25 protein-coding genes are annotated in these 23,458 nt (G+C 69.0%); 4 read left to right on the forward strand and 21 right to left on the reverse strand.

The window, feature by feature from the left end; genetic code table 11:
- The first annotated feature begins 77 nt into the window (after positions 1-77).
- Positions 78-716 carry an HTH-type transcriptional repressor FabR gene (gene fabR, locus V8246_RS00780; protein WP_244966723.1) on the forward strand — a complete coding sequence of 213 codons (639 nt, stop codon included), beginning with the start codon at positions 78-80 and terminating at the stop codon, positions 714-716.
- Positions 717-722: 6 nt separating this feature from the next.
- Here fabR and V8246_RS00785 read toward each other — a convergent pair whose 3' ends face one another.
- From V8246_RS00785 to rlmD, 11 genes are all read right to left on the reverse strand, one after another.
- A complete protein-coding gene (locus V8246_RS00785) occupies positions 723-1,229 on the reverse strand; it encodes a L,D-transpeptidase family protein (protein WP_336187504.1) in 507 nt (168 codons plus the stop codon).
- Positions 1,226-2,851, reverse strand: a complete 1,626-nt coding sequence (locus tag V8246_RS00790) for an acyl-CoA dehydrogenase family protein (RefSeq protein WP_336187505.1) — start codon at positions 2,849-2,851, stop codon at positions 1,226-1,228. Before V8246_RS00790 ends, V8246_RS00785 begins: the two co-directional genes overlap by 4 nt.
- Before the next feature lie 111 nt (positions 2,852-2,962).
- Entirely contained in the window at positions 2,963-4,210 is a 1,248-nt protein-coding gene (locus tag V8246_RS00795) for an NAD(P)/FAD-dependent oxidoreductase (protein ID WP_336187506.1), read from the reverse strand.
- A gap of 92 nt (positions 4,211-4,302) precedes the next feature.
- Complete coding sequence (locus tag V8246_RS00800) at positions 4,303-4,509, reverse strand: cold-shock protein (protein WP_162110185.1); 207 nt, start codon at positions 4,507-4,509, stop codon at positions 4,303-4,305.
- Between the two features lie 90 nt (positions 4,510-4,599).
- On the reverse strand, positions 4,600-5,346 hold the full coding sequence (locus V8246_RS00805) for an S-methyl-5'-thioinosine phosphorylase (protein WP_336187508.1): 747 nt from the start codon (positions 5,344-5,346) through the stop codon (positions 4,600-4,602).
- Between the two features lie 3 nt (positions 5,347-5,349).
- Positions 5,350-5,919: a hypoxanthine-guanine phosphoribosyltransferase gene (locus tag V8246_RS00810; RefSeq protein WP_336187509.1), complete on the reverse strand. Its 570-nt coding sequence runs from the start codon at positions 5,917-5,919 to the stop codon at positions 5,350-5,352.
- The gene (gene nagZ / locus V8246_RS00815) at positions 5,919-6,926 is read right to left on the reverse strand and encodes a beta-N-acetylhexosaminidase (RefSeq protein WP_336187510.1); all 1,008 of its coding nucleotides are present in this window, start codon (positions 6,924-6,926) and stop codon (positions 5,919-5,921) included. The genes V8246_RS00810 and nagZ overlap by 1 nt, the downstream gene beginning before the upstream one ends.
- A gap of 109 nt (positions 6,927-7,035) precedes the next feature.
- Positions 7,036-8,601 (reverse strand): cryptochrome/photolyase family protein, encoded by a 1,566-nt coding sequence (locus tag V8246_RS00820; protein ID WP_336187511.1) that lies wholly within the window; start codon positions 8,599-8,601, stop codon positions 7,036-7,038.
- Complete coding sequence (locus V8246_RS00825) at positions 8,598-8,741, reverse strand: DUF2256 domain-containing protein (protein WP_336187512.1); 144 nt, start codon at positions 8,739-8,741, stop codon at positions 8,598-8,600. Before V8246_RS00825 ends, V8246_RS00820 begins: the two co-directional genes overlap by 4 nt.
- Before the next feature lie 72 nt (positions 8,742-8,813).
- Positions 8,814-9,305 (reverse strand): CYTH domain-containing protein, encoded by a 492-nt coding sequence (locus V8246_RS00830; RefSeq protein ID WP_336187513.1) that lies wholly within the window; start codon positions 9,303-9,305, stop codon positions 8,814-8,816.
- Positions 9,305-10,648 carry a 23S rRNA (uracil(1939)-C(5))-methyltransferase RlmD gene (rlmD, locus tag V8246_RS00835; RefSeq protein WP_336187514.1) on the reverse strand — a complete coding sequence of 448 codons (1,344 nt, stop codon included), beginning with the start codon at positions 10,646-10,648 and terminating at the stop codon, positions 9,305-9,307. Before rlmD ends, V8246_RS00830 begins: the two co-directional genes overlap by 1 nt.
- Positions 10,649-10,748: 100 nt before the next feature.
- On the opposite strand from rlmD, the gene V8246_RS00840 reads away from it, so the two are divergent.
- Positions 10,749-11,447, forward strand: a complete 699-nt coding sequence (locus V8246_RS00840; RefSeq protein ID WP_336187515.1) for a response regulator — start codon at positions 10,749-10,751, stop codon at positions 11,445-11,447.
- A 3-nt stretch (positions 11,448-11,450) separates the two neighbouring features.
- Here the strand turns inward: V8246_RS00840 and recO are convergent, their stop codons facing one another.
- The 9 genes from recO to rpoE all read right to left on the reverse strand — a co-directional run bounded on the left by recO (position 11,451) and on the right by rpoE (position 20,186).
- Entirely contained in the window at positions 11,451-12,194 is a 744-nt protein-coding gene (gene recO / locus V8246_RS00845; protein WP_336187516.1) for a DNA repair protein RecO, read from the reverse strand.
- A 15-nt stretch (positions 12,195-12,209) separates the two neighbouring features.
- Positions 12,210-13,148, reverse strand: a complete 939-nt coding sequence (era, locus tag V8246_RS00850) for a GTPase Era (protein ID WP_336187517.1) — start codon at positions 13,146-13,148, stop codon at positions 12,210-12,212.
- Positions 13,149-13,158: 10 nt separating this feature from the next.
- Complete coding sequence (rnc, locus tag V8246_RS00855; protein ID WP_336187518.1) at positions 13,159-13,821, reverse strand: ribonuclease III; 663 nt, start codon at positions 13,819-13,821, stop codon at positions 13,159-13,161.
- A gap of 4 nt (positions 13,822-13,825) precedes the next feature.
- Entirely contained in the window at positions 13,826-14,203 is a 378-nt protein-coding gene (locus V8246_RS00860; protein WP_187572213.1) for a DUF4845 domain-containing protein, read from the reverse strand.
- 39 nt (positions 14,204-14,242) lie between these two features.
- The gene (gene lepB / locus V8246_RS00865; protein WP_336187519.1) at positions 14,243-15,043 is read right to left on the reverse strand and encodes a signal peptidase I; all 801 of its coding nucleotides are present in this window, start codon (positions 15,041-15,043) and stop codon (positions 14,243-14,245) included.
- Positions 15,044-15,118: 75 nt separating this feature from the next.
- Positions 15,119-16,927, reverse strand: a complete 1,809-nt coding sequence (lepA, locus tag V8246_RS00870) for a translation elongation factor 4 (protein ID WP_336187520.1) — start codon at positions 16,925-16,927, stop codon at positions 15,119-15,121.
- Between the two features lie 146 nt (positions 16,928-17,073).
- The gene (locus V8246_RS00875; protein ID WP_336187521.1) at positions 17,074-18,579 is read right to left on the reverse strand and encodes a DegQ family serine endoprotease; all 1,506 of its coding nucleotides are present in this window, start codon (positions 18,577-18,579) and stop codon (positions 17,074-17,076) included.
- A 72-nt stretch (positions 18,580-18,651) separates the two neighbouring features.
- Positions 18,652-19,569, reverse strand: a complete 918-nt coding sequence (locus tag V8246_RS00880) for a sigma-E factor negative regulatory protein (protein WP_336187522.1) — start codon at positions 19,567-19,569, stop codon at positions 18,652-18,654.
- On the reverse strand, positions 19,566-20,186 hold the full coding sequence (gene rpoE, locus V8246_RS00885) for an RNA polymerase sigma factor RpoE (RefSeq protein ID WP_162110200.1): 621 nt from the start codon (positions 20,184-20,186) through the stop codon (positions 19,566-19,568). Before rpoE ends, V8246_RS00880 begins: the two co-directional genes overlap by 4 nt.
- A 239-nt stretch (positions 20,187-20,425) precedes the next feature.
- Here rpoE and V8246_RS00890 point away from each other — a divergent pair, with 239 nt between their 5' ends.
- Positions 20,426-22,489 (forward strand): 3-hydroxyacyl-CoA dehydrogenase NAD-binding domain-containing protein, encoded by a 2,064-nt coding sequence (locus V8246_RS00890; protein ID WP_336187523.1) that lies wholly within the window; start codon positions 20,426-20,428, stop codon positions 22,487-22,489.
- 15 nt (positions 22,490-22,504) lie between these two features.
- Entirely contained in the window at positions 22,505-22,903 is a 399-nt protein-coding gene (locus V8246_RS00895; RefSeq protein WP_336187524.1) for a hypothetical protein, read from the forward strand.
- 18 nt (positions 22,904-22,921) lie between these two features.
- Here the strand turns inward: V8246_RS00895 and V8246_RS00900 are convergent, their stop codons facing one another.
- Positions 22,922-23,449: a GNAT family N-acetyltransferase gene (locus V8246_RS00900; RefSeq protein ID WP_162110203.1), complete on the reverse strand. Its 528-nt coding sequence runs from the start codon at positions 23,447-23,449 to the stop codon at positions 22,922-22,924.
- Between the last annotated feature and the right edge of the window lie 9 nt (positions 23,450-23,458).

Here is a 23,458-nt window from a genome sequence, read left to right on the forward strand (position 1 = left end):
ACATTAATTTACGGGGCTATGATGGCCCTACCACTCCGTATGTCGGGCCCGCACGCGTGACCTCATCCCCGCAATCGCTGCATCCCGACGACCACGGCCCCGGCCGCAAGGCCTCGATCTCCCGCGAGGACCTGTTGGCGGCCGCCCTGAAACTGGTCGGCCCCCATCGCAGCGTCTCCACGCTCAGTCTGCGCGAGGTCGCCCGCGAAGCCGGCATCGCGCCCAACAGCTTCTATCGCCAGTTCCGCGACATGGACGAACTGGCGGTGGCCCTGATCGACCTGGCGGGCCGTTCGCTGCGCAAGATCATCGGCGAGGCGCGCCATCGCGCGGCCAGCACCGACCGCAGCGTGGTGCGCGGTTCGGTGGAGGCCTTCATCGAGCAGTTGCGCGCCGACGACAAGCTGCTGCACGTGCTGCTGCGGGAAGGCAACGTGGGCTCGGACGCGTTCAAGCACGCGGTGGAGCGCGAACTGCAGTTCTTCGAAGAGGAACTGTGCCTGGATCTGGTGCGCCTGGCCGCACGCGACAACGCCCCGCTCCACGAGCCCGCGATCGTCTCCAAGGCAATCACCCGCCTGGTGTTCGCGATGGGCGCCACCGCCATGGACCTGCCGCGGGCGAAGGATCCCGAACTGATCGACCAGCTGTCGGAAATGGTCCGCCTGATCATCACCGGCTCGCGCGCCCTCGCCTCCCGCTCCGCGCCGCGCTGAACGCTCTCAGGGCATCATGCGGATCGGCGTTCCGACGGGAACGCGCTGCCAGATCGCATCCATCTCGTCGTTGGTCACGGCGATGCAGCCTTCGGTCCAGTCGACGCGCGAACCGGGCGGCGTGGCGCCGTGGATCATGATGTCGCTGCCCGGATCGACGCCGCGCGCCAGCGCCTGCCGGCGGTCGGTGTCGTCGGGATAGGAAATGCGCAGCGACAGGTGGAACCGGCTGCGTGCATTGCGATAGGTGATGCGGTAGTCGCCCTCCGGCGTACGCTGGTCGCCCTGTTCGCGCTTGTGCCCCATCGGGGCACCGCCCAGCACGACGCGGTAGGTGGCGATCACCCGGCCGCCGCGCAGCAGGTCCATGCGGCGCTGCGCCTTGTACACATGGATCGCATCCGCCCGCTGCGGGGCCGGGAGCAGTGAAGGCGACGGTTCGCCCGGCGCATGCGCCTGCGCCTGCGCCGTGATGCCCAAGGTGGTCAGCAGGACGGGCAGCCAACGCCTCATGCCGGCCATGCCCGTGCGAGCACGGGTTCCATGTCAGCGCCTTCCGGCAGCGTCCCGAACGCCAGGCCATGTTCGCCCGCCAGCCGGCTGCGCACGAACAATGGCGCCACGGGGCTGCCCGCGCGCAGCAGCACCGCCGCCTGCAGCGCCAGCGCCAGACGCTCGACCAGCCGGCGCGCACCGGCTTCGCCAGTGGACATCAGGTCCACGCGCAGACCATCGACGAACGCCTCGTAAGCCGCGTCCGTCCCCGCGGCGGATGCCAGTTCGCGACCAACCGCATCGAGCACGCCGGGTTCGCGCGCCAGCGCGCGCAGCACGTCGAGGCACTGGATGTTGCCGCTGCCTTCCCAGATCGAATTGAGCGGCGCCTGCCGGTACAGCCGCGGCAGGATGGAGTCCTCCACGTACCCCGCGCCACCCAGGCATTCCTGCGCCTCATTGACGAAGGCCGGGGCGCGCTTGCAGATCCAGTACTTGCCGGCGGCGGTGGCGATGCGGGCGAATGCCGCCTCGCCCGCGTCGTGCGGGGCTGCATCGACCGCGCGTGCCACGCGCAGCGCGAACGCCAGCGCCGCCTCCGCCTCCAGCGCCAGGTCCGCCAGCACGTTGCGCATCAAGGCATGCGCGATCAAGGGCTTGCCGAACGCGCGGCGATGGTGCGCATGGTGCAATGCCTGCGCAAGCGCCATGCGCATCTCCGCCGCCGAGCCCAGCATGCAGTCCAGGCGCGTCAGCATGACCATCTCGATGATGGTCGCCACGCCCCGACCCTCCTCGCCGACGCGCCAGGCATGCGCGCCGGTGAACTCGACCTCGCTGGAGGCGTTCGACCGGTCGCCCAGCTTGTCCTTCAGCCGCATCAGCCGGAGTGCGTTCCGGTTCCCATCGTCCAGGTGCCGGGGCATCAGGAAGCAGCTGAGGCCCGCCGGCGCCTGCGCCAGTACCAGGAAGCCGTCGCACATGGGCGCGGAGAAGAACCATTTGTGCCCGACCAGTACGTAAGCATCGCCGCGCGGCGTGGCCGTGGTGGTGTTGGCGCGCACGTCGGACCCGCCCTGCTTCTCGGTCATGCCCATGCCCAGGGTGATGCCGGCCTTGTCGGCGATGGGGATGTCGCGCGGATCGTAGTGCGGTGCAGCGGCCTTGGCCGCCCAGTGCGCCAGACGCGGCTCGCGCTGCAGGACCGGCACCGCGGCATGCGTCATCGTCAGGGGGCAACTGGTGCCGGCTTCGGCCTGGTGATGCAGGTAGCTCAACGCCGCGCGCGCGACGTGCGCGCCAGGTCCGGGTTCGTGCCACGACAGGCCCGCCACCCCATGCGCCTTCGCGGCCTCCATCAGGCGATGGTAGGCGGGATGGAATTCGACCGTATCGATGCGTCGGCCATGGCGGTCGTGAGTACGCAGCCGCGGCCGGTCGCGATTGGCGTCGAAGCCGAGCCGATAGAGTTCATCGCCGGCCAGCGCGCCGTACGCCGCGAGCCGCGGCGCGAAGGCGGAAGCCCCCTCGCGCGCGACCGTTTCGCGCAACGCCAGGTCATCCGCCCACAGGTCGCGCGGCTCGAACGGAGGCGGCGCGTTGTCGACCCGATGCGTTTCGAATGAAGGTAGGTCGTCCATCACCGGCTCCCGCTGCGCGTCAGGCCGATTCTCTCGCAATTCCGCGGTGCCTGCGGCCGGAACCCGCACTTCGATCCGGCTGCCGGACGTGCGCGCTGCTCGCGCCGCGGGTTACATCTTTCCCAAGGCGGGAGCGCGGAGGCCGTCGAGCGCCCGCATGAAGTCCGGCTTCGGCGCCAGCGTACCTAGGAAACCGTGCTGGATGCCGCTGAGCACGCGCAGCATGTGGCCGCGCCCGCCGGGCAGGCGGCCCGCAGGCAGGAAGGCGACATCGCGCGCACGCGCGACCCAGTCCAGGTCTGACTGGAAGATCGGTGTCAGCCAGCGGCTCCAGAACTGATAGATGCCGACATGGGCCTGCCGCTGTCGCTGGTAGGCCTGCAGGGCCGAAGCGACATCGGCCTGCAGGCGCAATGCGTCGCGCAGGGCCATCGCGTCCATCAGCGCCATGTTGACGCCCTGTCCCAGCTGCGGACTCATGCCGTGTGCGGCGTCGCCCAGCACGACCAGACGATCGCGATGCCAGTGACGCAGGGTGACGTCGCGATAGCTCGCGCGCGCCAACTGGTCCGGGTCGACCGTATCGGCCAGACGGGCATCCGCCTCGGGCCACAGACGGGCGATCTCGTCGCGCCACGCGGGCAATCCGCGCGCGCGCCAGCCCTCGAAGTCGTCGATCGGCAGGCTCCAGAAGAAGCTCAGGCGCGGCGTGTCGTCGCCGGGCCGCGTACCCACCGGCAGCAGGCCGATCATCTTGCGCGCGGCGACGTAGCGTTGCCGCAGTTCGTCGCCCCACGCCCAGTCGCCCTGCGGCACCAGCCGCCAAAGCGCGCCCCAGGGGTACACCGCCTCGCGCTTCACCGCGCCGGTGGCGCCGCGCAGGCGCGAGGCCGATCCGTCCGCTGCGACCACCAGGTCGAACGGACCGTGCCAGCGGCCATGCGGATCGCGGATGCGGCGGGTGTCGTCGCTGATGGCGTCGATCGCGTGCCCGGGGTGGAGCATACCCTGCCCCGCCCACGCCTCCGCCAGCAGCGTGAACAACGCGCCACGCTGCATGCCCAGGCCGAACAGGCGCGCATCCAGACCGCTGTACCGCATGTCCATCACGGCGCGACCGCACGGCGTTTCGCCGTACAGGCGATTGACCCGTCGGCCATGCGCCATCACGTCGGGCAACAGGCCCAGTTCCCACAGCACCTGCAGGCCGGTCGGCTGCAGGAGGAAACCCGCGCCCACCGGACCCGGTTCCGGCGCACGTTCGAAGACCTCCACCCGGTGCCCGTCGCGCGCGAGCAGCAGCGCGGCGGCCTGGCCGGCGGTGCCGTATCCGACGATGGCGATGTGCAGCGGTTTCACTCAGGCGGCTTCTCCGTAGCGCCGGCGCGGGGGGCCGGAATGCAGGCGTTAAAAAACCCCGCCGGAGCGGGGTTCAAGAAAATCGTCTTGGATCAGGCGGCCGGCGTGATGTTGGACGCCTGTGCGCCCTTCGGGCCCTGGGTCAACTCGTAGCTGACGCGCTGGCCTTCCTGCAGGCTGCGGAAGCCCTTGGCATTGATGGCGGTGTGGTGCGCAAAGACATCGGCGCTGCCATCTTCTGGCGCGATGAATCCGAAGCCCTTGGCATCGTTGAACCATTTCACGGTACCGTACGGCATAGCGCTTGTATTTCCTTTTCTGGATGCGGGTGGTGTGTGTGACGGGAGGTCACACCGGCCGAGTATGCAAAGGCTCGCGCGCGTTGACAATCACCCGCGCGCCACCGCGGCGATCAGGGCGGGGATACCGGCCGAGGCCGCAGCGACGTTCGCCAGCACCTCATCCATGGTGATCTCCTCGTCCGTTCCGCAGCCCGCCGCCCAGTTGGCGACGATGGCCAGACATGCGTATTCCAGGCCCATTTCACGGGCCAGGCCCGCCTCCGGCATGCCCGTCATGCCGACCAGATCGCAGCCGTCGCGTCGCATCCGGCGGATCTCCGCACGCGTCTCCAACCGCGGCCCCTGGGTGGCGCCGTAGCAGCCGCCATCGACCAGTTCAACGCCGCAGGCGCGCGCCGCGTCCATCACCTGCCGGCGAAGTAAATGCGTGTACGGGTCACCGAAGTCGACATGCAGGACTTCACTGCCCGGTTCTTCGCAGATCGTCGAGATACGGCCCCAGGTGTAGTCGATCAGCTGGTCGGGACAGGCCAGTACGCGCGGGCCGTAGGCATCGGTGATGCCGCCCACGGTGTTGAGCGCCAGCACGCGGGTGGCGCCAATGTCCTTCAGCACCTGCAGGTTGGCGCGGTAGTTGACCTGGTGCGGGGGTACCGAATGCCCCTCGCCATGACGGGCCAGGAACGCCACGCGCCGGCCTTCGAGCGTGCCGATGCGGACCGGTCCGGAAGGCGCGCCGAAGCGTGTGTCCAGCACCCGCGTCTCCACGTCCTGCAGGTCGGCCAGCCGGTAGACGCCGGTGCCGCCGATGACGGCAAGCGCGATGTCGGCCATGGCTCAGTCCTTCAGCGCGTAGATGGCCGGCAGGTTGCGTCCCTGCTCGTGGTAGTCCATGCCGAAACCGAACACATAGCGGTCGGCGACCTGCATGCCCACGTAATCGGCACTGATGCCCTCCACGCAGCGGTCGTGCTGCTTGGTGGTCAGCGCGGCGATCCGCACGTCGGTGGCGCCCTGCTCCAGGCACCACTGCTTCACCGCCAGCAGCGTGTGGCCTTCGTCCAGGATGTCGTCCACCAGCAGCACGCGGCGGCCGTACAGCGCGGTCGCCGGACGGTGCTTCCACACCAGCTCGCCGCCGGTGGTTTCGCCGCGGTAACGGGTGGCGTGCAGGTAGTCGAATTCCAGGTCCAGGCCGCGCGCGCCCAGTTCCAGCGCCAGCTGGCCGGCGAACGGCAGCGCACCGTGCATGATGGTCAGGTAGACCGGCACCTCACCGGCGTAGTCGCGCGCGATGGGCGCGGCCATCTGCGCGATGGTATGGTCGATCGTCGCGCGATCGACCAGCAGGTCGGCGTTGGCCAGCGCATCGGCCAGCTTCGGCCGCGGATTGCCCAGCGATTCCATCAAGCCACTCCTTTCAGACTTTCGATCACGCGCGACTGCGTCTGGCCATAGCGCGCATCCGCGATCAACCCATCCCACCCCAGCGCACCGCGACCCAGCACGCCGAGAACGGCGGCGGTATTCAGCGCGCGCCCTTCCACCGCCTTCAGCGATTCCTCGACCAGCTTGGGCGAGCAGACCAGCACCACATCGCAACCCGCATCCAGATGGTCGTGGATGCGCTGCTTCACGCCACCGGCGGAAAACGCCGCGGCCATGCCGATGTCGTCGGAGAACACCACGCCCCGGAAACCCATTTCCTCGCGCAGGATCTTCTGGATCCAGAACGGCGAATAGCCGGCCGGCTCCGGGGCGACGGCGGGGTACTTCACGTGCCCCATCATCACCGCATCGGCCTTGGCCTCGATGCCCGCCACGAAGGGCACCAGGTCCTCGGCACGCAGTACCTCGAGCGGACGCGGATCGACGGCATCGTCGAAATGGGTGTCTTCCAGCACGGTGCCGTGGCCGGGGAAATGCTTCAGCGTGGCCGCCATGCCGGCGCTGTGCATGCCGCGCACGTAGGCGCGCGTGAATTCGGCGACCACCTGCGGATCGGCGTCGAACGCACGGTCGCCGATGGCGCGGTTGCCGCGGGCCAGGTCCACGACCGGGGCGAAGCTCAGGTCCACGCCGCTGGCGATGATCTCGCTGGCCATCAGCCAGGCGTGCTCTTCGGCACGCTGCAGGGCCAGCGCCGGATCCTGCGCATACAGCTTGCCGAAGCCCTCCAGGGCCGGCAGGTCGCTGTAGCCGTCGCGGAAGCGCTGCACGCGTCCGCCCTCTTGGTCCACGCAGACCAGCTGCGGGCGCGGCGCGGCAGCGCGGATGGCCTGCGACAGCTCGGCCACCTGGCTACGCGAGGCGAAGTTGCGGGTGAACAGGATGACGCCGGCCACGGCGTCGTGCTGCAGCCAGTCGCGCTCCTGCGCGGTGAGTTCGGTGCCGGCGATGCCGATGACGAGCATTGCGGGGAAAGCCTCGAAGCGGCGCCAAGGGGCGCGGAGCCGGCATTGTCGCAGAAGCCCGCGCGGCCGTCAGATGCGGGCGTTCACGCGCCAGCGCCGGCGTGCGGCCTCACAGGTCTTCCAGCATGCCGCGGACCTGCCGGGCCTGCGCCGACAGCGCCTCGCGCGCGGCGCCGTCCATCCGCGCCAGCTGGCGGTAGGCCAGCGCCATGCGGGGATTGCCTTGCAGGACGACGTGGTGCCGGTCCAGGAAGTCCCAGTACAGGGCATTGAACGGACAGGCGCGCGCGCCCGTGCGCTGCCGGCGGTCGTAAGGACAATCGTTGCAGTAGTCGCTCATGCGATGCAGATAGGCGCTGCCACTGACGTAGGGCTTGCTGGCCAGCCGTCCGCCATCGGCGAACTGGCTCATTCCCAGCGTGTTGGGCAGCTCGACCCACTCGAACGCATCGATGTACACCCCCAGATACCAGCGATGCAGTGCCTGCGGGTCCAGGCCGGCCAGCAGCGAGAAATTGCCGATCACCATCAGGCGCTGGATGTGGTGCGCATGCGCCTGCGCCAAGGACTGTCCGATGGCATCGGCCAGGCAGCGCATGCGCACGCGACCGGTCCAGAACCAGTCCGGCAAAGGCGCGTCGTGGCCGAAATGATTGAGCGCCACATAGCCGGGCATCTGCGCCCAGTACACGCCGCGGACGTATTCGCGCCATCCCAGGATCTGGCGGATGAAGCCCTCCACCGCCGGCAGCGGCGCATGTCCCGCACGCCATGCCGCCTCGGCGCGCGCGATCACCTCGGCCGGATGCAGCATCTTCGTGTTCAGGGCGAACGAGAGCAGCGAGTGGAACAGGCGCGGTGCCTGGGTGCTCATCGCATCCTGATACTGGCCGAACCAGGGCAATGCCTGTTCGACGAAGGCGTCCAGATCGGCCAGCGCCTCGTCGCGGTCCAGCGGCCAGCGCAGCGCATCGGCTTGCGGAGCGCCGAAGCTGGCCACGCCCGCGGCCTCGATGGTGTGCCACAGGGCGCGGTGATCGTGTGGCCTGCGCCAGTCCGCGGGCGCAGGTGGCGTGCCGGGCCAGGCGGCACGGTTGTCCTGGTCGAAGTTCCAGCGCCCGCCGGCCGGCGTCCCGTCGGGTTCCAGCAACACGCCCAGCCGGCGTCGCATGTGGCGGTAGAAGGTTTCCATGCGCCATTGCCGGCGCGCACCGAACAGCCGACCGGCCTCGTCGCGCGCGGCCAGGAAGTGCGCGTCCGCCGCGCGTTCCACCACGATGGGGAGCGTGGCCGCCCAGTCGCGCAATTGCGTGTCCAGTCGCCACTCGTCGGCGGGCTGGTAGGCGAACGTCGAGGCGCCGTGGAGCGTGAGCAGCGCGTCCAGGTTCTCTGTCAGCCGCTGGCGGTTGCTGGGGTCGTCGATGGCGACATAGCGGACCCGGTGACCCTGCGCGCGCAGGCGGGCGGCGAAGGCACGCATGGCCGCGAAGATCGCAAGGATCTTCTGCGCGTGATGCAGCACGTAGTCGGTTTCCTGCCGCATCTCCATCATCACGTGCAGGACGCCGGGATCCACGCGCGCGAACCAGCGATGCTGTGGATCCAGCTGGTCGCCGAGAATCAGGCGGAGCGTATGGACGGGCTGCACGGTGCGCCCGCCGTCCGATGTCGTCACTTCCGTTGGCCCCGCTGCCGTCGGCAGCGTTCCGAACAATGCGCCACCTCATCCCAGACGTCGCGCCACTTGCGGCGCCAGGTGAAGGGGCGACCGCAGGTGCGGCAGGGCTTGCTGGGCAGGTCGGACTTGCGGCGCATGGCGGGTGTGGCAGAGGTTTACCGCCTCCTACGCGCCGCCCTCCCGCGCGGATGCGCCCGTGCGATACGCGATTACCTTGCCCAGCGCGTGTACGGATGGCTGGCCAGCGCCAGGTTGTAGTAGCGCGGATCGTCGGTCACTTCGCTTCCCAGCCAGTCAGGCCGCTCGAATGCCTCATCGGCGTGGTCCAGTTCGATCTCGGCGACCACCAGGCCGGCGTTCTCGCCCAGGAACTCATCCACTTCCCACAGGTGGCCACCGTGGCGGACCAGATGCCGCCGCTTGTCCACCAACCCACCCACGCACAGCGCCAGCAAGGCGCGCGCATCGTCCACCGGAATGCGGTAGTCGAATTCCTGGCGGGTGTGGCCCAGCTCGCGCGACTTCAGGTTGAGGAACGCTTCGTCGCCCTGGATGCGTACCCGCACCGAGGCCTTCTGCTCGCCGCGGTCCATCGCGCCCATGTCGTTGATGTACCCCTGCGCCATGGGGACGACCGCGTGTGCGGCCGCGCGCCAGCCGTTGCCGGCGACCAGGAACTTGCGCTCGATTTCGATACCCATCAGCGCCTCTCGAACAGGGCAATGGACTCCACGTGCGCCGTATGCGGGAACATGTCCATCACGCCCGCCGACACCAGCGCGTACCCCTGCTCGTTGACCAGGTAGCCGGCATCGCGCGCCAGCGAGCCGGGGTGGCAGCTGACGTACACGAGGCGGTCGAACTGCTTCAGCGGCAGCTGCTGCAGCACTTCGATGGCGCCCGAGCGCGGCGGATCCAGCAGCAGCTTGTCGAAGCCCTGGCGCATCCACGCCGTGCCGCGCTGGTCCTGGGTCAGGTCCGCGGCATGGAACTGCGCGTTCGACAGCCCGTTGCGCTGCGCGTTCTCGCGGGCGCGCGCCACCAGCCCGGCCTCGCCCTCCACGCCGACGACCTCGCCCACCAGGCGCGCCATCGGCAGGGTGAAGTTGCCCAGGCCGCAGAACAGGTCCAGCACGCGGTCCTGTGGTTGCGGATCGAGCAGCTCGAATGTGCGTGCGATCATCTTCTCGTTGAGCGCGGCATTGACCTGGATGAAGTCCAGCGGCCGGAACGCCAGCGACACGTCCCAGGGCGCCAGTGCGAACGCCAGTAGCGGTGCATCGGGCCACAGCGCGTGGACGCTTTCCACGCCGCCCGGCTGCAGGAAAATGGCGAAAGCACTGGCCTGGCCGAATGCGGCCAACTTGGCGCGGTCGCCCTCGCTCAATGGCTGCAGGTGGCGGAACACCAGCGCGACGCCGCTGAAATCCGCGGCCGCGTCGCCGGCGATGAATTCGATCTGCGGGATGTGCTCGCGCGCGTCCAGGCTTTCGACCAGGGCGGCCAGCTGCGCCACCTTGCCGCCGATCTCCGGAATGACCGTGTGGCATTCGGACAGGTCGGCGACGAAGCGCGGATCCTGTTCACGGAAACCGACCAGCGTCCTGTCCTTCTTGTTGACCCGACGTACCGAGAAACGCCCCTTCCGGCGGTAGCCCCAACTGGCGCCGGTCAGCGGCGGCAGCACGGACGTCGGCGACACATGGCCGATGCGCTCCAGGTTCTCCATCAGCACGCGCTGCTTGGCTTCGATCTGCCGCGTCTCGTCCATGTGCTGCAGGACGCAACCGCCGCAGGTGCCGAAATGCGGGCAGCGCGGTGCCACGCGGTCGGGCGAGGCCTCCAGCACGTCCAGCGTCCTGGCCTCGTCGAAGTGGCGGTTCTTCGCGGTCTGTTCGGCCATCACGCGCTCGCCCGGCAGCGCCCCCGACACGAATACCGCCTTGCCGTCGCGGCGGGCGACGCCGCGGCCGTCGTGGGTCAGGTCGGTGATGATGGCTTCGAAGGGGGTCTTGTCGATGCGGGGGGAACGGGTGCGTGCCACGTGGCGTCAGGCTGCGTGAGTCGGAAGGGGCCGTATTGTCGCATGGCGGCCGAATAGCACTCCGAGGCTAGAATGGCCCCGATCCGCAGGAAGCCCCGCCATGAACTCCGCTCCCGGCACGATGCCCTCGATCCTGTTGGTGGAAGACGATCGCATCAGTGCGGCCTTCCTGTCGGCCGCGTTGGCGACACTGCCGGCACGGGTGCATGTCGCGGAGGACTGCGCACAGGCGCTGGCGGCGAGCGGACCGTTCGACGCCTGGCTGATCGACGCCAACCTGCCGGATGGCAGCGGCACCTGGCTGCTGCAGCACCTGCGTGAGACCGATGCGGCCGCCAGCGCGCTGGCGCACACCGCCGACGCCACGGCGGCCACGCGCGACGCGCTACTGCGGGCGGGCTTCGCCGAAGTCCTGGTCAAACCGCTGTCGACACAGGCGCTGGTTGATGCGCTGCGCGCTGCCCTGCGTGGCGGGAGTGACGAGCCCCACGACGTTGCCGACTGGGATGATCGTGCGGCGCTGGCGGCGCTGGCCGGCAACCCGGAGCACGTGGCCAGCGTGCGGCAGCTGTTCCTGTCCGAACTGCCCACCACCCGCAGCGCCTGCCTGGCGGCCTTCGACCGCAGCGACCCTGCCGCGCTGCGCGCCCAGTTGCATCGGCTGCAGGCCAGCTGCGGTTTCGCGGGCGCGGCCACGTTGGCGGCGATCGCCTCGCGCTGGCACGCTGCGCCGGCGGATCGGGACCTTCGGGAGGCCTTCGCTGCGGCCTGCGCACGCCTGCTCGCGCCCGCGTCCTGAGCCCTACCCGGTCGACGGGCCCGCGCGCTTCAGCCGGCCCAGGTCGCCGATCATTTCCCACGACTTCAGCCCGCGCGGGCCCAGGTGGTGGGCCAGCACGGACCGCAGCGGCAGGCGCAGGCTGGCCAGGTCGTCCGCCGACGGCCGCACATCACGGGCCAGCGCGAGCAACGCCCGACCGGTCGCGGCCCGACTCCGCTCGTCGTGCCCGCGGTCGCTGAGCAGGCGGCGCGGCCCCTGCTCGGGATCGAGCCGGTAACGTGCCGCAGGATCGATGGGATCGCCCTCGGCGTCCTCGTCCAGCGCAAAGCCCACGCCCAGCGCCTCCAGCAGGTCGCGCTCGAAGCGTCGCAGGGTCCACGCCAGGCCTTCGCGCTGCCGCAGGCCCTCGCGCGCGTCCGCATAGGCTTCGAACAGGGCGGGAAGCGGATCGTGCCGTGGCGCCAGGCGCAGCACCAGTTCGTTGAGGTAGAACGCCGCCAGCATCGCGTCCCCGGCCGGCTGCGGTGCGGCATCCAGCGCCTCGGCGGCGACCAGCCGACCCAGCTCGCCGCGCAGGTCGACGTCCAGCCGGATGCACTGCAGGGGCTGCAGCGCGGCGCGCAGCACATGCCGCTTCGGGCCCTGCACCCCGCGTGCGACCAGACCGATGCGCCCGTGGTCGTTGCCCAGCACTTCGACCAGCAGGCTGGTCTCGCGCCAGGGGCGCGCGTGCAGGACGAAGGCGGTCTCGCCCGTGATGCGCATCAGGGGGGCGACACCTTATTCGTAGCCGAAGGCCTTCAACGCGGTCTCGTCGTCCGACCAGCCTTCGCGAACGCGCACCCAGGTCTCCAGGAAGACCTTGCGGCCGAACAGATGCTCCATCTGCTGGCGCGCCTTGCTGCCGATGTCCTTCAGGCGTGCGCCGCCCTTGCCGATCACGATGGCCTTCTGGCTTTCGCGCTCCACCCAGATCACCGCACCGATGCGGGCCAGTTCGCCCTTGGGCGACTCCTCGGTGGTGAAGTGCTCGATCTCGACCGTGGTGGCGTACGGCAGTTCCGCACCGAGCTGGCGCATCAGCTGCTCGCGCACCAGTTCGGCGGCGAGGAAGCGCTCGCTGCGGTCGGTGATCTCGTCCTCGCCGAACGTGGGCGGCGCTTCCGGCAACAGGCCCAGCACATCCTTGACCAGGGCCTCCAGGCCATTGCGCTTGAGCGCCGATACCGGATGCACCGCGGCGAATTCGCGTTCCTGGCCCACCTGGGCCAGGAACGGCAGCAGCGCGGCCTTGTCCTTCAGCCGGTCGACCTTGTTGACCACCAGCACCACCGGGATGCCGGCGTCGCGCAGCACGTTGTAGGCCAGGGTGTCTTCTTCGTCCCAGCGGCCTGCTTCGACCACCATCAGCGCGGCATCGACCTCTTCCAGCGCACCGCGCGCGGCCCGGTTCATCACCCGGCTCATGGCCGATGCCGAGAACTTGCCCTGCTGCTTGTGCAGGCCGGGGGTGTCGACCAGCACGATCTGCCCCGCCGGCCGGTCCTTGCCGGCGGCGAACGTGGCGATGCCGAGCAGGCGGTGGCGGGTGGTCTGCGGCCGGTTGGAAGTGATGCTGACCTTGGCACCCACCAGGGCGTTGGTCAGGGTGGACTTGCCCACGTTGGGGCGACCGATCACGGCAACGCTGCCGCTGCGGTGGGAAGGGGAATCGCTCACCGGAGGGTACTCATCTGGAAATGTCGAGCTTCTCGAGCAGCGCCGCGGCGGCGGCCTGTTCGGCGTTGCGACGGGAAGTGCCTTCACCGTCCGCCGTCAGCGGGGGGTCCAGCGTAGTGCACCGGGCGAGGAACTGCTTGGCGTGGTCGTCGCCGCTTTCCAGCACCAGTTCGTAGACGGGCAAAGGACGCTGGCGTCCCTGCAGCCATTCCTGCAGCCGGGTCTTGGCGTCCTTTTCGGGCCGTCCGACCGGCAGCGCCGCCAGCGAGGTCTCGAACCACGGCAGCACCACGGCCCGGCAGGCCTCATAGCCGCTGTCCAGGTAGATGGCCGCGACCACCGCTTCCAGCGCATCGGCCAGGATGGAATCGCGGCGATGGCCACCGGATTTCATTTCGCCCGGACCCATCGTCAGGCGCTCGCCCAACTGCAGCGTGCGCGCGATGGTGGCCAACGACGCCTCGCGGACCAGTTCGGCCCGTGCCCGGGTCAGGGCACCTTCGTCCGCCTTGGGCCAGCGCTGGAACAGCGCCTCGGCGATCAGCAGATTGACCACGCCGTCGCCCAGGAACTCCAGCCGCTCGTTGTGCGGCGCACCCGCGCTGCGATGCGTCAGGGCCTGCGCAAGCAAGCCCTGGTCGACGAAGGCATGGCCGATGCGGTCAACCGCCAACTCCTTATTCCGGCGCGCGCCGCGTCAGCGGCTCGGACGCGTCGAACTTGCCGATCACGTCCAGGTTGCCCACCAGCGGACGACGCACTTCGTAGCTGACGCTCATCTTCCAGCCACCGTCCATGCGCTCGATCTTCACGTGGGAAGGCTTCACGCTTTCGGAGTAGTTGATGTACAGCCGGCGGAAGAACAGGTCCTGGATCTTGGCCGGGTCCATGTCGGACACGCCGGGTTCGGCCGCCACGCCCTTGAGCGAGGATTTGACCGCGTAGAACTCCTGGTACATCGGGAACAGCCGCATGGCGATGAAGGCGGCGAATCCCACCACCACCAGTACCAGCAGGAATCCCAACAACGTCATGCCACTCTGGTTTCGCTTCATCGTGCTTCCCCCGTGCTTGCCCCGTGGATGTTGGACCGCTTACTCGATGCCGTTGCCGATGCGCGAGGCATCGAAGCCATTCTTGCAGAACCAGCCCTGGCAGTTCAGCCAGACCAGGAACGCCTTGCCGCGCAGGTTCTGCTCCGGCAGGAAATGGTAGTCCCAGAAACGGCCGTCCAGGCTGTTGTCGCGGTTGTCGCCCATCACGAAATAGTGGCCCGGCGGAACCACCCAGTCCCCCTCGCCGCCCCCCGGCGGGGGCAGGCCCACGCTTTCCAGGATGGTGTGCGGCCGGCCGGGCAGATCCTCGCGCAGCAGGGTGGCGCCGAACGCCTCGGCCCGCCCGTCGGCGCCGCCGTACTCGCCCAGGGTCTCGTACTTGAGCGGCTGGCCGTTCAGGTAGACGGTGTCGCCATGGAAGCCCACCTTGTCGCCGGGCAGGCCGATCACGCGCTTGATCCAGTTGTTCTCGGGGTCGTGCGGCGGCTTGAACACCACTACGTCGCCGCGCGCCGGTTCGCCGATGGCCACGAACTTCTGGTTGGTGATCGGCAGGCGCAGGCCGTAGGAGAACTTGTTGACCAGGATGAAGTCGCCGATCAGCAGGTTGGGCATCATCGAACTGGACGGGATCTTGTAAGGCTCGGCGATGAAGCTGCGCAGCACCAGGACCATGGCCAGCACCGGGAAGAAGGCGCGCGAGTAGTCGACCAGTACCGGTTCCTCGTCCAGCAGCCCGCCCTTGGCCTTGCGGCGCTTGGCGAAGAACAGGGCATCCAGCAGCCACACCGCACCGCTGCCCAGCGTGGCCACCACCAGCAACGTTTCGAACCAGGTCATCAAACTCATCGAGCGTCCTTTGGATTGCACGTGCCGGCCGGCGACGGCGCTGCCGCCGCCGGTCCCTGCACCGGATTACTTGCTGTCCACCTGCAGCACCGCCAGGAAGGCCTCCTGCGGAATCTCCACGCGGCCCACCTGCTTCATCCGCTTCTTGCCCTCTTTCTGCTTCTCGAGGAGCTTCTTCTTGCGGGTGATGTCGCCACCATAGCATTTGGCCAGCACGTTCTTGCGCATGGCCTTGACCGTGCTGCGCGCGATGATCTGCGAGCCCACGGCGGCCTGGATGGCCACGTCGAACATCTGCCTTGGGATGAGGTCCTTCATCTTCTCGCACAGCTCGCGGCCGCGCCGGTCGGCGTGGCTGCGATGCACGATCAGGCTGAGCGCGTCGACCTTGTCGCCATTGATCAGCGTGTCCAGGCGTACGAACGGACCGGGCTGGAAGCGCAGGAACGAATAGTCCAGGGACGCATAGCCGCGGCTGACCGACTTCAGCTTGTCGAAGAAGTCCAGCACCACCTCGGCCATCGGCAGCTCGTAGCTGATCTGCACCTGGCTGGCCAGGTACTGGATGCCGATCTGCACGCCGCGCTTTTCCTCGCACAGCTTGATGATGGCGCCGATGTAGGTCTCGGGCGTCAGGATGTTCGCGCGGATGATGGGTTCGCGCACCTCGTCGATCAGGTTGGACTGCGGCAGTTTGGCCGGGTTGTCCAGCGAAAGCACCGTGCCATCGGTCTTGAGGACTTCATACACGACGGTCGGCGCGGTGGTGATCAGGTCAAGGTCGTACTCGCGCTCCAGGCGCTCCTGCACGATCTCCATGTGGAGCATGCCGAGGAAGCCGCAGCGGAAGCCGAAGCCCATGGCCTCCGAACTTTCCGGTTCGAACCGCAGCGCGGCGTCGTTCAGGCGCAGCTTCTCCAGCGCCTCGCGCAGTGCCGGGTAGTCTTCTGCGTTGACCGGGAACAGGCCGGCGAACACGCGCGGCTGCATTTCCTGGAAGCCGGGCAGCGGGCCCGGTGCCGGGTCGCCGGCCAGGGTCAGCGTGTCGCCGACCGGGGCGCCGTGCACGTCCTTGATGGACGCGGTGATCCAGCCCACCTCGCCGGCGCCGAGCTTCTTCAGCTCCTTGCGCTTGGGGGTGAACACGCCGACCTTGTCCACCTCGTGGGTGCGGCCGGTGGACATCACCAGGATCTTGCTCTTCGGGCCGATCTCGCCCTGCATCACGCGCACCAGCGAGACCACGCCCAGGTAGTTGTCGAACCACGAGTCGATGATCAGCGCCTGCAGCTTGTCGGTGTCGCGCGGCTGCGGCGGCGGGATGCGCTGGACGATGGCTTCCAGCACCAGGTCCACGTTAAGGCCGGTCTTGGCGCTGACCGCGACGGCATCGTCGGCGTCGATGCCGATGACGGCCTCGATCTCGGCCTTGGCGCGCTCGATGTCGGCCGTCGGCAGGTCGATCTTGTTGAGCACCGGCACCACTTCCAGGCCCTGCTCCACCGCGGTGTAGCAGTTGGCGACGGACTGCGCTTCCACGCCCTGGGCGGCGTCCACCACCAACAGCGCGCCTTCGCAGGCGGCCAGCGAGCGGCTGACTTCGTAACTGAAGTCGACGTGGCCGGGGGTGTCGATGAAGTTGAGCTGGTAGACCTGCCCGTCCTTGGCCTTGTACGGCAGGGACACGGACTGGGCCTTGATGGTGATGCCGCGCTCGCGCTCGATGGGATTGGAGTCGAGCACCTGCGCTTCCATCTCGCGGGCCTCGAGGCCGCCACAGAGCTGGATGATGCGGTCGGCCAAGGTCGACTTGCCGTGGTCGACGTGCGCGATGATGGAGAAGTTGCGGATATTCCGCATGGAATCGGAGGACATGGGGGCGGCGGCCTGTGCCGTCGTCAGGAGAACGCGACATTATCGCACGGCCGGGCCGCGGCCTGTCTCACCCGGGGATGGGATGGGCCCGGTGCCCAACGACATGGCCCCGCTGGCGCGGGGCCATGCGCGGATGTCGGGGCGGGTCAGTCCTTTTCGACCGTCACCGCCACGAAGCGGGTCACGCCGCGGCTGCGCACCAGCAGCATGACGGTGTCGCCGGGCTTGGCGGCCGCCAGTTCGCGGTCCAGCGCTGCCGGGCTGTTCACCTTATTGCGCCCCACCTGCAGGATGACCATGCCGGGCGACAGGCCGGCCTCGCGGGCGGCGGCGCTTTCCACCCGGCTGACCAGCACGCCGTCGCCGGACTCCAGGCCCAGGCGCTTGCGGCTGTCAGCGTCCAGCGGCTGCGTCTGGATGCCCAGCACGTTGCGGCCGGCGGGTGCGGCGGGGGTATCGGGCGCGGCCGGCAGGGCGCGCGCGGCGGTTTCGCCTTCGTCCAGTTCGCTCAGGGTGACGGCGACATCGCGCGACTTCCCGTCCCGCAGCAGACCCAGGGTCACCTTGGTGCCGGGCGCCATCGCACCGATGACGGGCGGAAGTTCGCTTGAATCGTTGATCGGCCGGCCGTTCACGGACCGGATGACATCGCCCGGGCCAATGCCGGCCTTCTCCGCCGGACTGCCGCTGACCACGTCGTTGACCAGCGCGCCGCGGTTGTCGGGAAGGCCGAAGCCCTTCACCGCGTCCGACGTGACCGCGCCCACCTGCACACCCAGCTGGCCACGACTCACGCGCCCGGTGGATTTGAGCTGCTCCACCGCGCCCATCGCCAGGTCGATCGGGATGGCGAAGCTGATGCCCATGTACCCGCCGGAGACCGAGAAGATCTGCGAGTTGATGCCGACCACCTCACCGCGCGTATTGAGCAGCGGACCACCCGAATTGCCCTGGTTGATCGCCACGTCGGTCTGGATGAAGGGCACGTAGCGCTGCTCCGGCGACGCACTGCGTCCCACGGCGCTGACGATGCCCGCGGTCACCGAATGGTCCAGTCCCAGCGGCGAGCCGATGGCGACCACCCACTGGCCCGGCTTGAGCCCGGCGGAATTGCCGATGCGTACCGTCGGCAGGCCCTTGGCCTCCACCTTCAGCAGGGCCACGTCGTACTGCTGGTCGCTGCCGACCACCTTGGCCGTCAGCTCGCGGCGGTCGGGCAGCGTCACCTTCACTTCGTCGGCACCGTCGACCACATGGTGGTTGGTCAGCACGTAGCCATCGGCGGAGATGATGAAGCCCGAGCCCATCGAGGTGCCGCGCCGCTGGGGCCCCTGCTGGCCCGGGCCGGGCATCTGGAAGCCGGGCGGCAGCATGCGCCGGAAGATCTCGGGGATGTCCGCTTCCTCATCGCTGGCCTGCGCGCTGCGGCGCGACCCGACGGTGGCTTCCACGTTCACCACGCCCGGCCCGACCTGCTCCACCAGTTGGGTGAAGTCCGGCAGACCGGTCACCAGCTGCGGCGCGGCCGACTGCGCCACCGCAGGCGCGGAGGCGGCCACGGGGGCAGGCGCCTCGGCCTGCTGCGCGCAGGCGGCCAGCGGCGTGGTCAACATCAACACGGCCAGCAGGCCGTTACGGGCGTGAGGAGTCATCGAATGCATGCCTCGATAAAAAGGGGAAACGGGGTTGAGAGGGCACCCGGCGTACGACCGGGTGCCGTAAGGTCATTCGCGGGGCGCGTCGGCGGGTACCGCCACCGACGGGGCGGACTGGGGACGCGGTTCGAACGGATAGAACGTCCGCGCTGCCGTCTCCGCGCTGTACCCGGTGGTCAGCGCACCCGTGGCCGACGGATAGCCCGACAGGGCCGAGCGTGGCCAGGGACGCGAGGCGACGACGGCGTCCTGCGCGCGATGCGAGAACGGATCGCTGGCCGCTGTCAGCGCGGTTGCGGCCGACAGCGCCGTCATCGCTTCCAGCGGCGCGCGCTGTGCGCCGACGTTGCCGTTCGCGCGCACCGGCGCATCGGCACGTGCCACACGCTGGGCATTGCGCGCCGCCTGCTGGCTGCGCGTCGCACTGCGGCGCGTGGCGTCCTGGCGCCGCGGCACCGTGGCGGCCACGGCGACGGCCGCCGCCGCGTAGGCTTCGGCATCGGGAGCGGGATCGGCCGGCGATGCCGGCGCCGTCGCAGGCGTGGTGGTCTGCGTGGAAGCGACCTGGGCACCATCGCCGACCGGCACGTCCTGCGGCGACTGCTGGCGGGCCATGAACAGGGCGACCAGCGCCACCGAAGCCGCCAAAGCCCCCCCGCCCCAGCGGGCCAGCAGGTTGCGCGGACGCGCGACCGGAGCCGACGGTGCGGCCTGCGCTGCATTCGATGCGGCCGCGTCGCCGGCGATCGCCCGCGCCACGCGCTCGGCGAATCCGGCCGGCGCCGGCGCCTGGGCGCGGCCACGCAGCACGTCGCCGCACAGCTGCCAGCGCTCCCAGCAGCCGGCCAGGTCGCGGTCGTGCTGGAGGCGGCGCAGCAGGAAGCGGGCTTCGTCGGCCAGCAACTCGCCGTCCATGAGGGCGGACAGCTGCTGGCGGTGATGGGTGTCGAGCTTGTCGATGGTGGGTGTCTCGTTGCGGGCAGTCATGAGCGGGCACGCTCCCGGGTTGCACTGTCGGTATCCAGCAGGGGACGCAGTTGTTCGTCGATGGCCTCGCGCGCCCGGAAGATGCGCGAGCGCACCGTGCCGATCGGGCAATCCATCTTCTGCGCGATCTCCTCGTAGCTGAGGCCTTCCACCTCGCGCAGGGTGATCGCGGTGCGCAATTCTTCCGGCAGCCCGTCCACCGCCTTCATCACCGTGGCCTCCATCTCCTGGCGCATCAGTTCGCGCTCGGGGGTGTCGGTGTCGCGCAGCCGGGCGCCGATGTCGTACTGCTCGGCGTCGGCGGCATCCACGTCCGCCGTCGGAGGACGTCGGTTGTGCGCGACCAGGTGGTTCTTGGCGGTGTTCACGGCGATACGGTGCAGCCACGTATAGAACTGGGAATCGCCCCGGAAATTACCCAGCGCGCGGTAAGCGCGCAGGAACGTCTCCTGGGCCACGTCCTGGCACTCGCTCCAGTCATGGATGTAACGCCCGATCAGCGCCACCACGCGATGCTGGTACTTGCGCACCAGCAGGTCGAAGGCCGCGCTGTCGCCGCGTTGCACGCGCCTGACCAGCTCGAGGTCCAGCTCCTGGGTTGGATCTGTTTCGGCCATGCCGGGCCGCACTCCTGTCGGCTCGGCGGTGGCCGTGCCCTGTGACCGCGCTAGCGGAGGAAAGTTCAACGCCTTGTCCAAACCGTTGCCCTATCAAGAATTTAACCGGAGCAGCGGGAACATCCCCCTGCCGCCGGTCACGCCCGTGACGACGTTCTCGTTGATATGTGGATTTGACGGGGATGAAACAACCTCGGGATGATAGCGGCCTTATCCATACGTGAACGGATGGTCCCTGCATGGCCGCGAACTTCGATGGGCTGCGATTCAGTCACTGGCAGACGGAGCTGCGCGCCGACGGCATCGTCGTGCTGGCTTTCGACCGCCAGGGCACCAGCGTCAATGCGTTCTCGCAGGACGTGCTGATCGAACTGGCCGACATCCTGGAACGCCTGACCATCGATCCGCCCAAGGGCGTGGTGCTGCGCTCGGCGAAGGCCAGCGGCTTCATCGCCGGCGCGGACCTGAAGGAATTCCAGGAGTTCGACCGCAAGGGCACCGTCAACGATGCGATCCGCCGCGGCCAGGCCGTGTTCCAGAAACTGGCCGAGCTGCCCTGCCCCACCGTGGCCGCGATCCACGGCTTCTGCATGGGAGGCGGCACCGAGATCTCACTGGCCTGCGACTACCGCGTGGCCAGCAGCGATCCGTCCACCCGCATCGGCCTGCCCGAAGTGAAGCTTGGCATCTTCCCCGGCTGGGGTGGCAGCGCCCGCCTGCCGCGCCTGGTGGGCGCACCGAAGGCGATGGACATGATGCTCACCGGCCGCACGCTGTCGGCGAGTTCGGCCAAGGCCATGGGCCTGATCGACAGGATTGCCGAGCCGGCGGTGCTGGTGGACGCCGCCGTTGCATTGATCGCTTCGCGCCCGCAACGCACTTTCAAGCAACGCTTCACGGGCTGGATCAGCAACAGCTGGCTGGCGCGCCAACTGCTGGCGCCGCAGATGCTCAAGCAGGTCGCACGCAAGGCGCCGAGGGCGCACTACCCCGCGCCGTATGCGCTGATCAACGTGTGGAAGAGCGCCGGCGGCAAGGGCATCCAGGCGCGTCTGGATGCCGAGCGCAGGGCGGTGGTGAAACTGGCGGGCACGCCGACCGCGCGCAACCTGATCCGCATCTTCTTCCTGACCGAACGCTTGAAGGGCCTTGGCGGGAAAGACCACGGCATCGCGAACGTGCACGTCGTCGGCGCCGGCGTGATGGGCGGTGATATCGCCGCGTGGTCCGCCTACAAGGGCTTCAACGTCACCCTGCAGGACCGCGAGCAGCGCTTCATCGATGGCGCGCTGTCGCGTGCGCAGGAATTGTTCGCCAAGAAGGTGAAGGACGAGAGCAAGCGCCCCGCCGTGGCCGCGCGCCTGAAGGGCGACCTGGCCGGCGACGGCGTGCCGCAGGCGGACCTGGTGATCGAGGCGATCATCGAGAACCCCGAGGCCAAGCGCGATCTGTACCAGACCGTCGAGCCGCGCCTGAAGGCCGACGCGCTGCTGACCACCAACACCTCGTCGATCCCGCTGACCGAACTGCGCGAACACATCCAGCGTCCGGCGCAGTTCGCCGGCCTGCACTACTTCAATCCGGTGGCGCTGATGCCACTGGTGGAGATCGTCCAGCACGACGCGCTGGACGAAGCCAACGTCAGGCGCCTGGCCGCGTTCTGCAAGGCGCTGGACAAGTTCCCGGTGCCGGTCGCCGGCACGCCGGGCTTCCTGGTCAACCGCGTGCTGTTCCCGTACATGCTGGAAGCCGCCACCGCCTACGCCGAAGGCATTCCCGGTCCGGTCATCGACAAGGCCGCGGTGAAGTTCGGCATGCCAATGGGCCCGATCGAACTGATCGACACCGTCGGCCTGGACGTGGCGCAGGGCGTGGGCGCGGAGCTGTCGCCGTTCCTGGGCCTGACATTGCCGGCGGCGCTGGCGACGGTGGAGCCAGGCAAGCGCGGCAAGAAGGACGGCCAGGGCCTGTACAGGTGGGAGAACGGCAAGGCGGTGAAGCCGCCGGTCCCGCAGGACTACAAGACGCCGGACGACCTGGAAGACCGCCTGATCCTGCCGCTGCTCAACGAGGCCGTCGCCTGCCTGCACGACGGCGTGGTCGCCGACAGCGACCTGCTCGATGCCGGCGTGATCTTCGGCACCGGCTTCGCCCCGTTCCGCGGCGGCCCGATCGAGCATGTGAAGGCGGTCGGCCCCGACGCGCTGCTGGAAAAGCTCAAGGCGCTGCAGGCGCGCCACGGCGACCGTTTCGCGCCGCGCCCGGGCTGGGACAATCCGGCGCTGCGCACGGCCACGGTCTGACCGGAAGCGAGCACCATGGCCTTCGCCGACCTGCTGCTGGCCCTGGCGCTCGCGGCGGCGCCCGCCGCGGCCGCGCCGGATGCCGCCGTGCTGTCTGGCGTGCTGGAGGTCCATGAGCGCGCGGGCGGCTGCGGCGGCGAGGCCGACACCGGCCTGCGCACGCATGTGGAAGGCTCGCGCACGACCTTCGAGCAGGACATCTGGCTGTCCTCGCGCGAGTCCCTCGACCCGATCGACGTCCTCCAGGTCGCGCGCGAGGGCACCACGCTCAGTGCGACGGTGAACGTACACGTTGCGGAAACCGAACCCGGCCGCCCCGTTCCCGCCTGCATCCGCCCGGTCAACCTGCGCCTGCACATCGAAGGCCTGCCGCCCGGCAACTACACCCTGCAGCTCAGGCGCGCGGAGTCCTGACGACCACCGCGCGGCGGCTCAGCCCTCCGGCAGCACCTGCGCCATCACCCAGTCTTCCTTCGGATCGTCGCCCACATGGAAGATAGACCGACCGACGATCTGGAAGCCGTGCTTGCGCCAGAAGCGGATTGCCTGCGACGACTCCTGCCACACCGTCAGCCACACCGAGCGCGAGCCGCGCAGGCGTGCGGCGGCCAGCAGGTGCGAGACCAGCACCGCCGCGATGCCACGACCATGGAAGGCTTCGTCCAGATAGATGCGCGCCAGCTCCACCGTGGGTTGCAGGCCCACGTCGGTCGGCGGCAGCGTGCCCCAGCGCAGTTGCGCGAAGCCCGCCCACACACCGTCCTGCTCCACGATCAACGTGAGCGTGTCCGGGTCGCGGATCTCCTGCGCCTGTCGCTCGGGCGTATAGGCCTGCGCAACGAACGCCGCGACGTTCTCGGGTGTGCTGCAATGGCCATTGGCGGCCAGGAAGGTTCGCCGCATCATCGCGGACAGTTCAGCGGCTTCGGACAGCCGCGCGGGTCGGATTTCGGTTTTCATGCACCGTGC

Origin of the sequence: Pseudoxanthomonas sp. F11 (assembly GCF_037046485.1) — a bacterium.
Lineage (GTDB): Bacteria > Pseudomonadota > Gammaproteobacteria > Xanthomonadales > Xanthomonadaceae > Pseudoxanthomonas_A.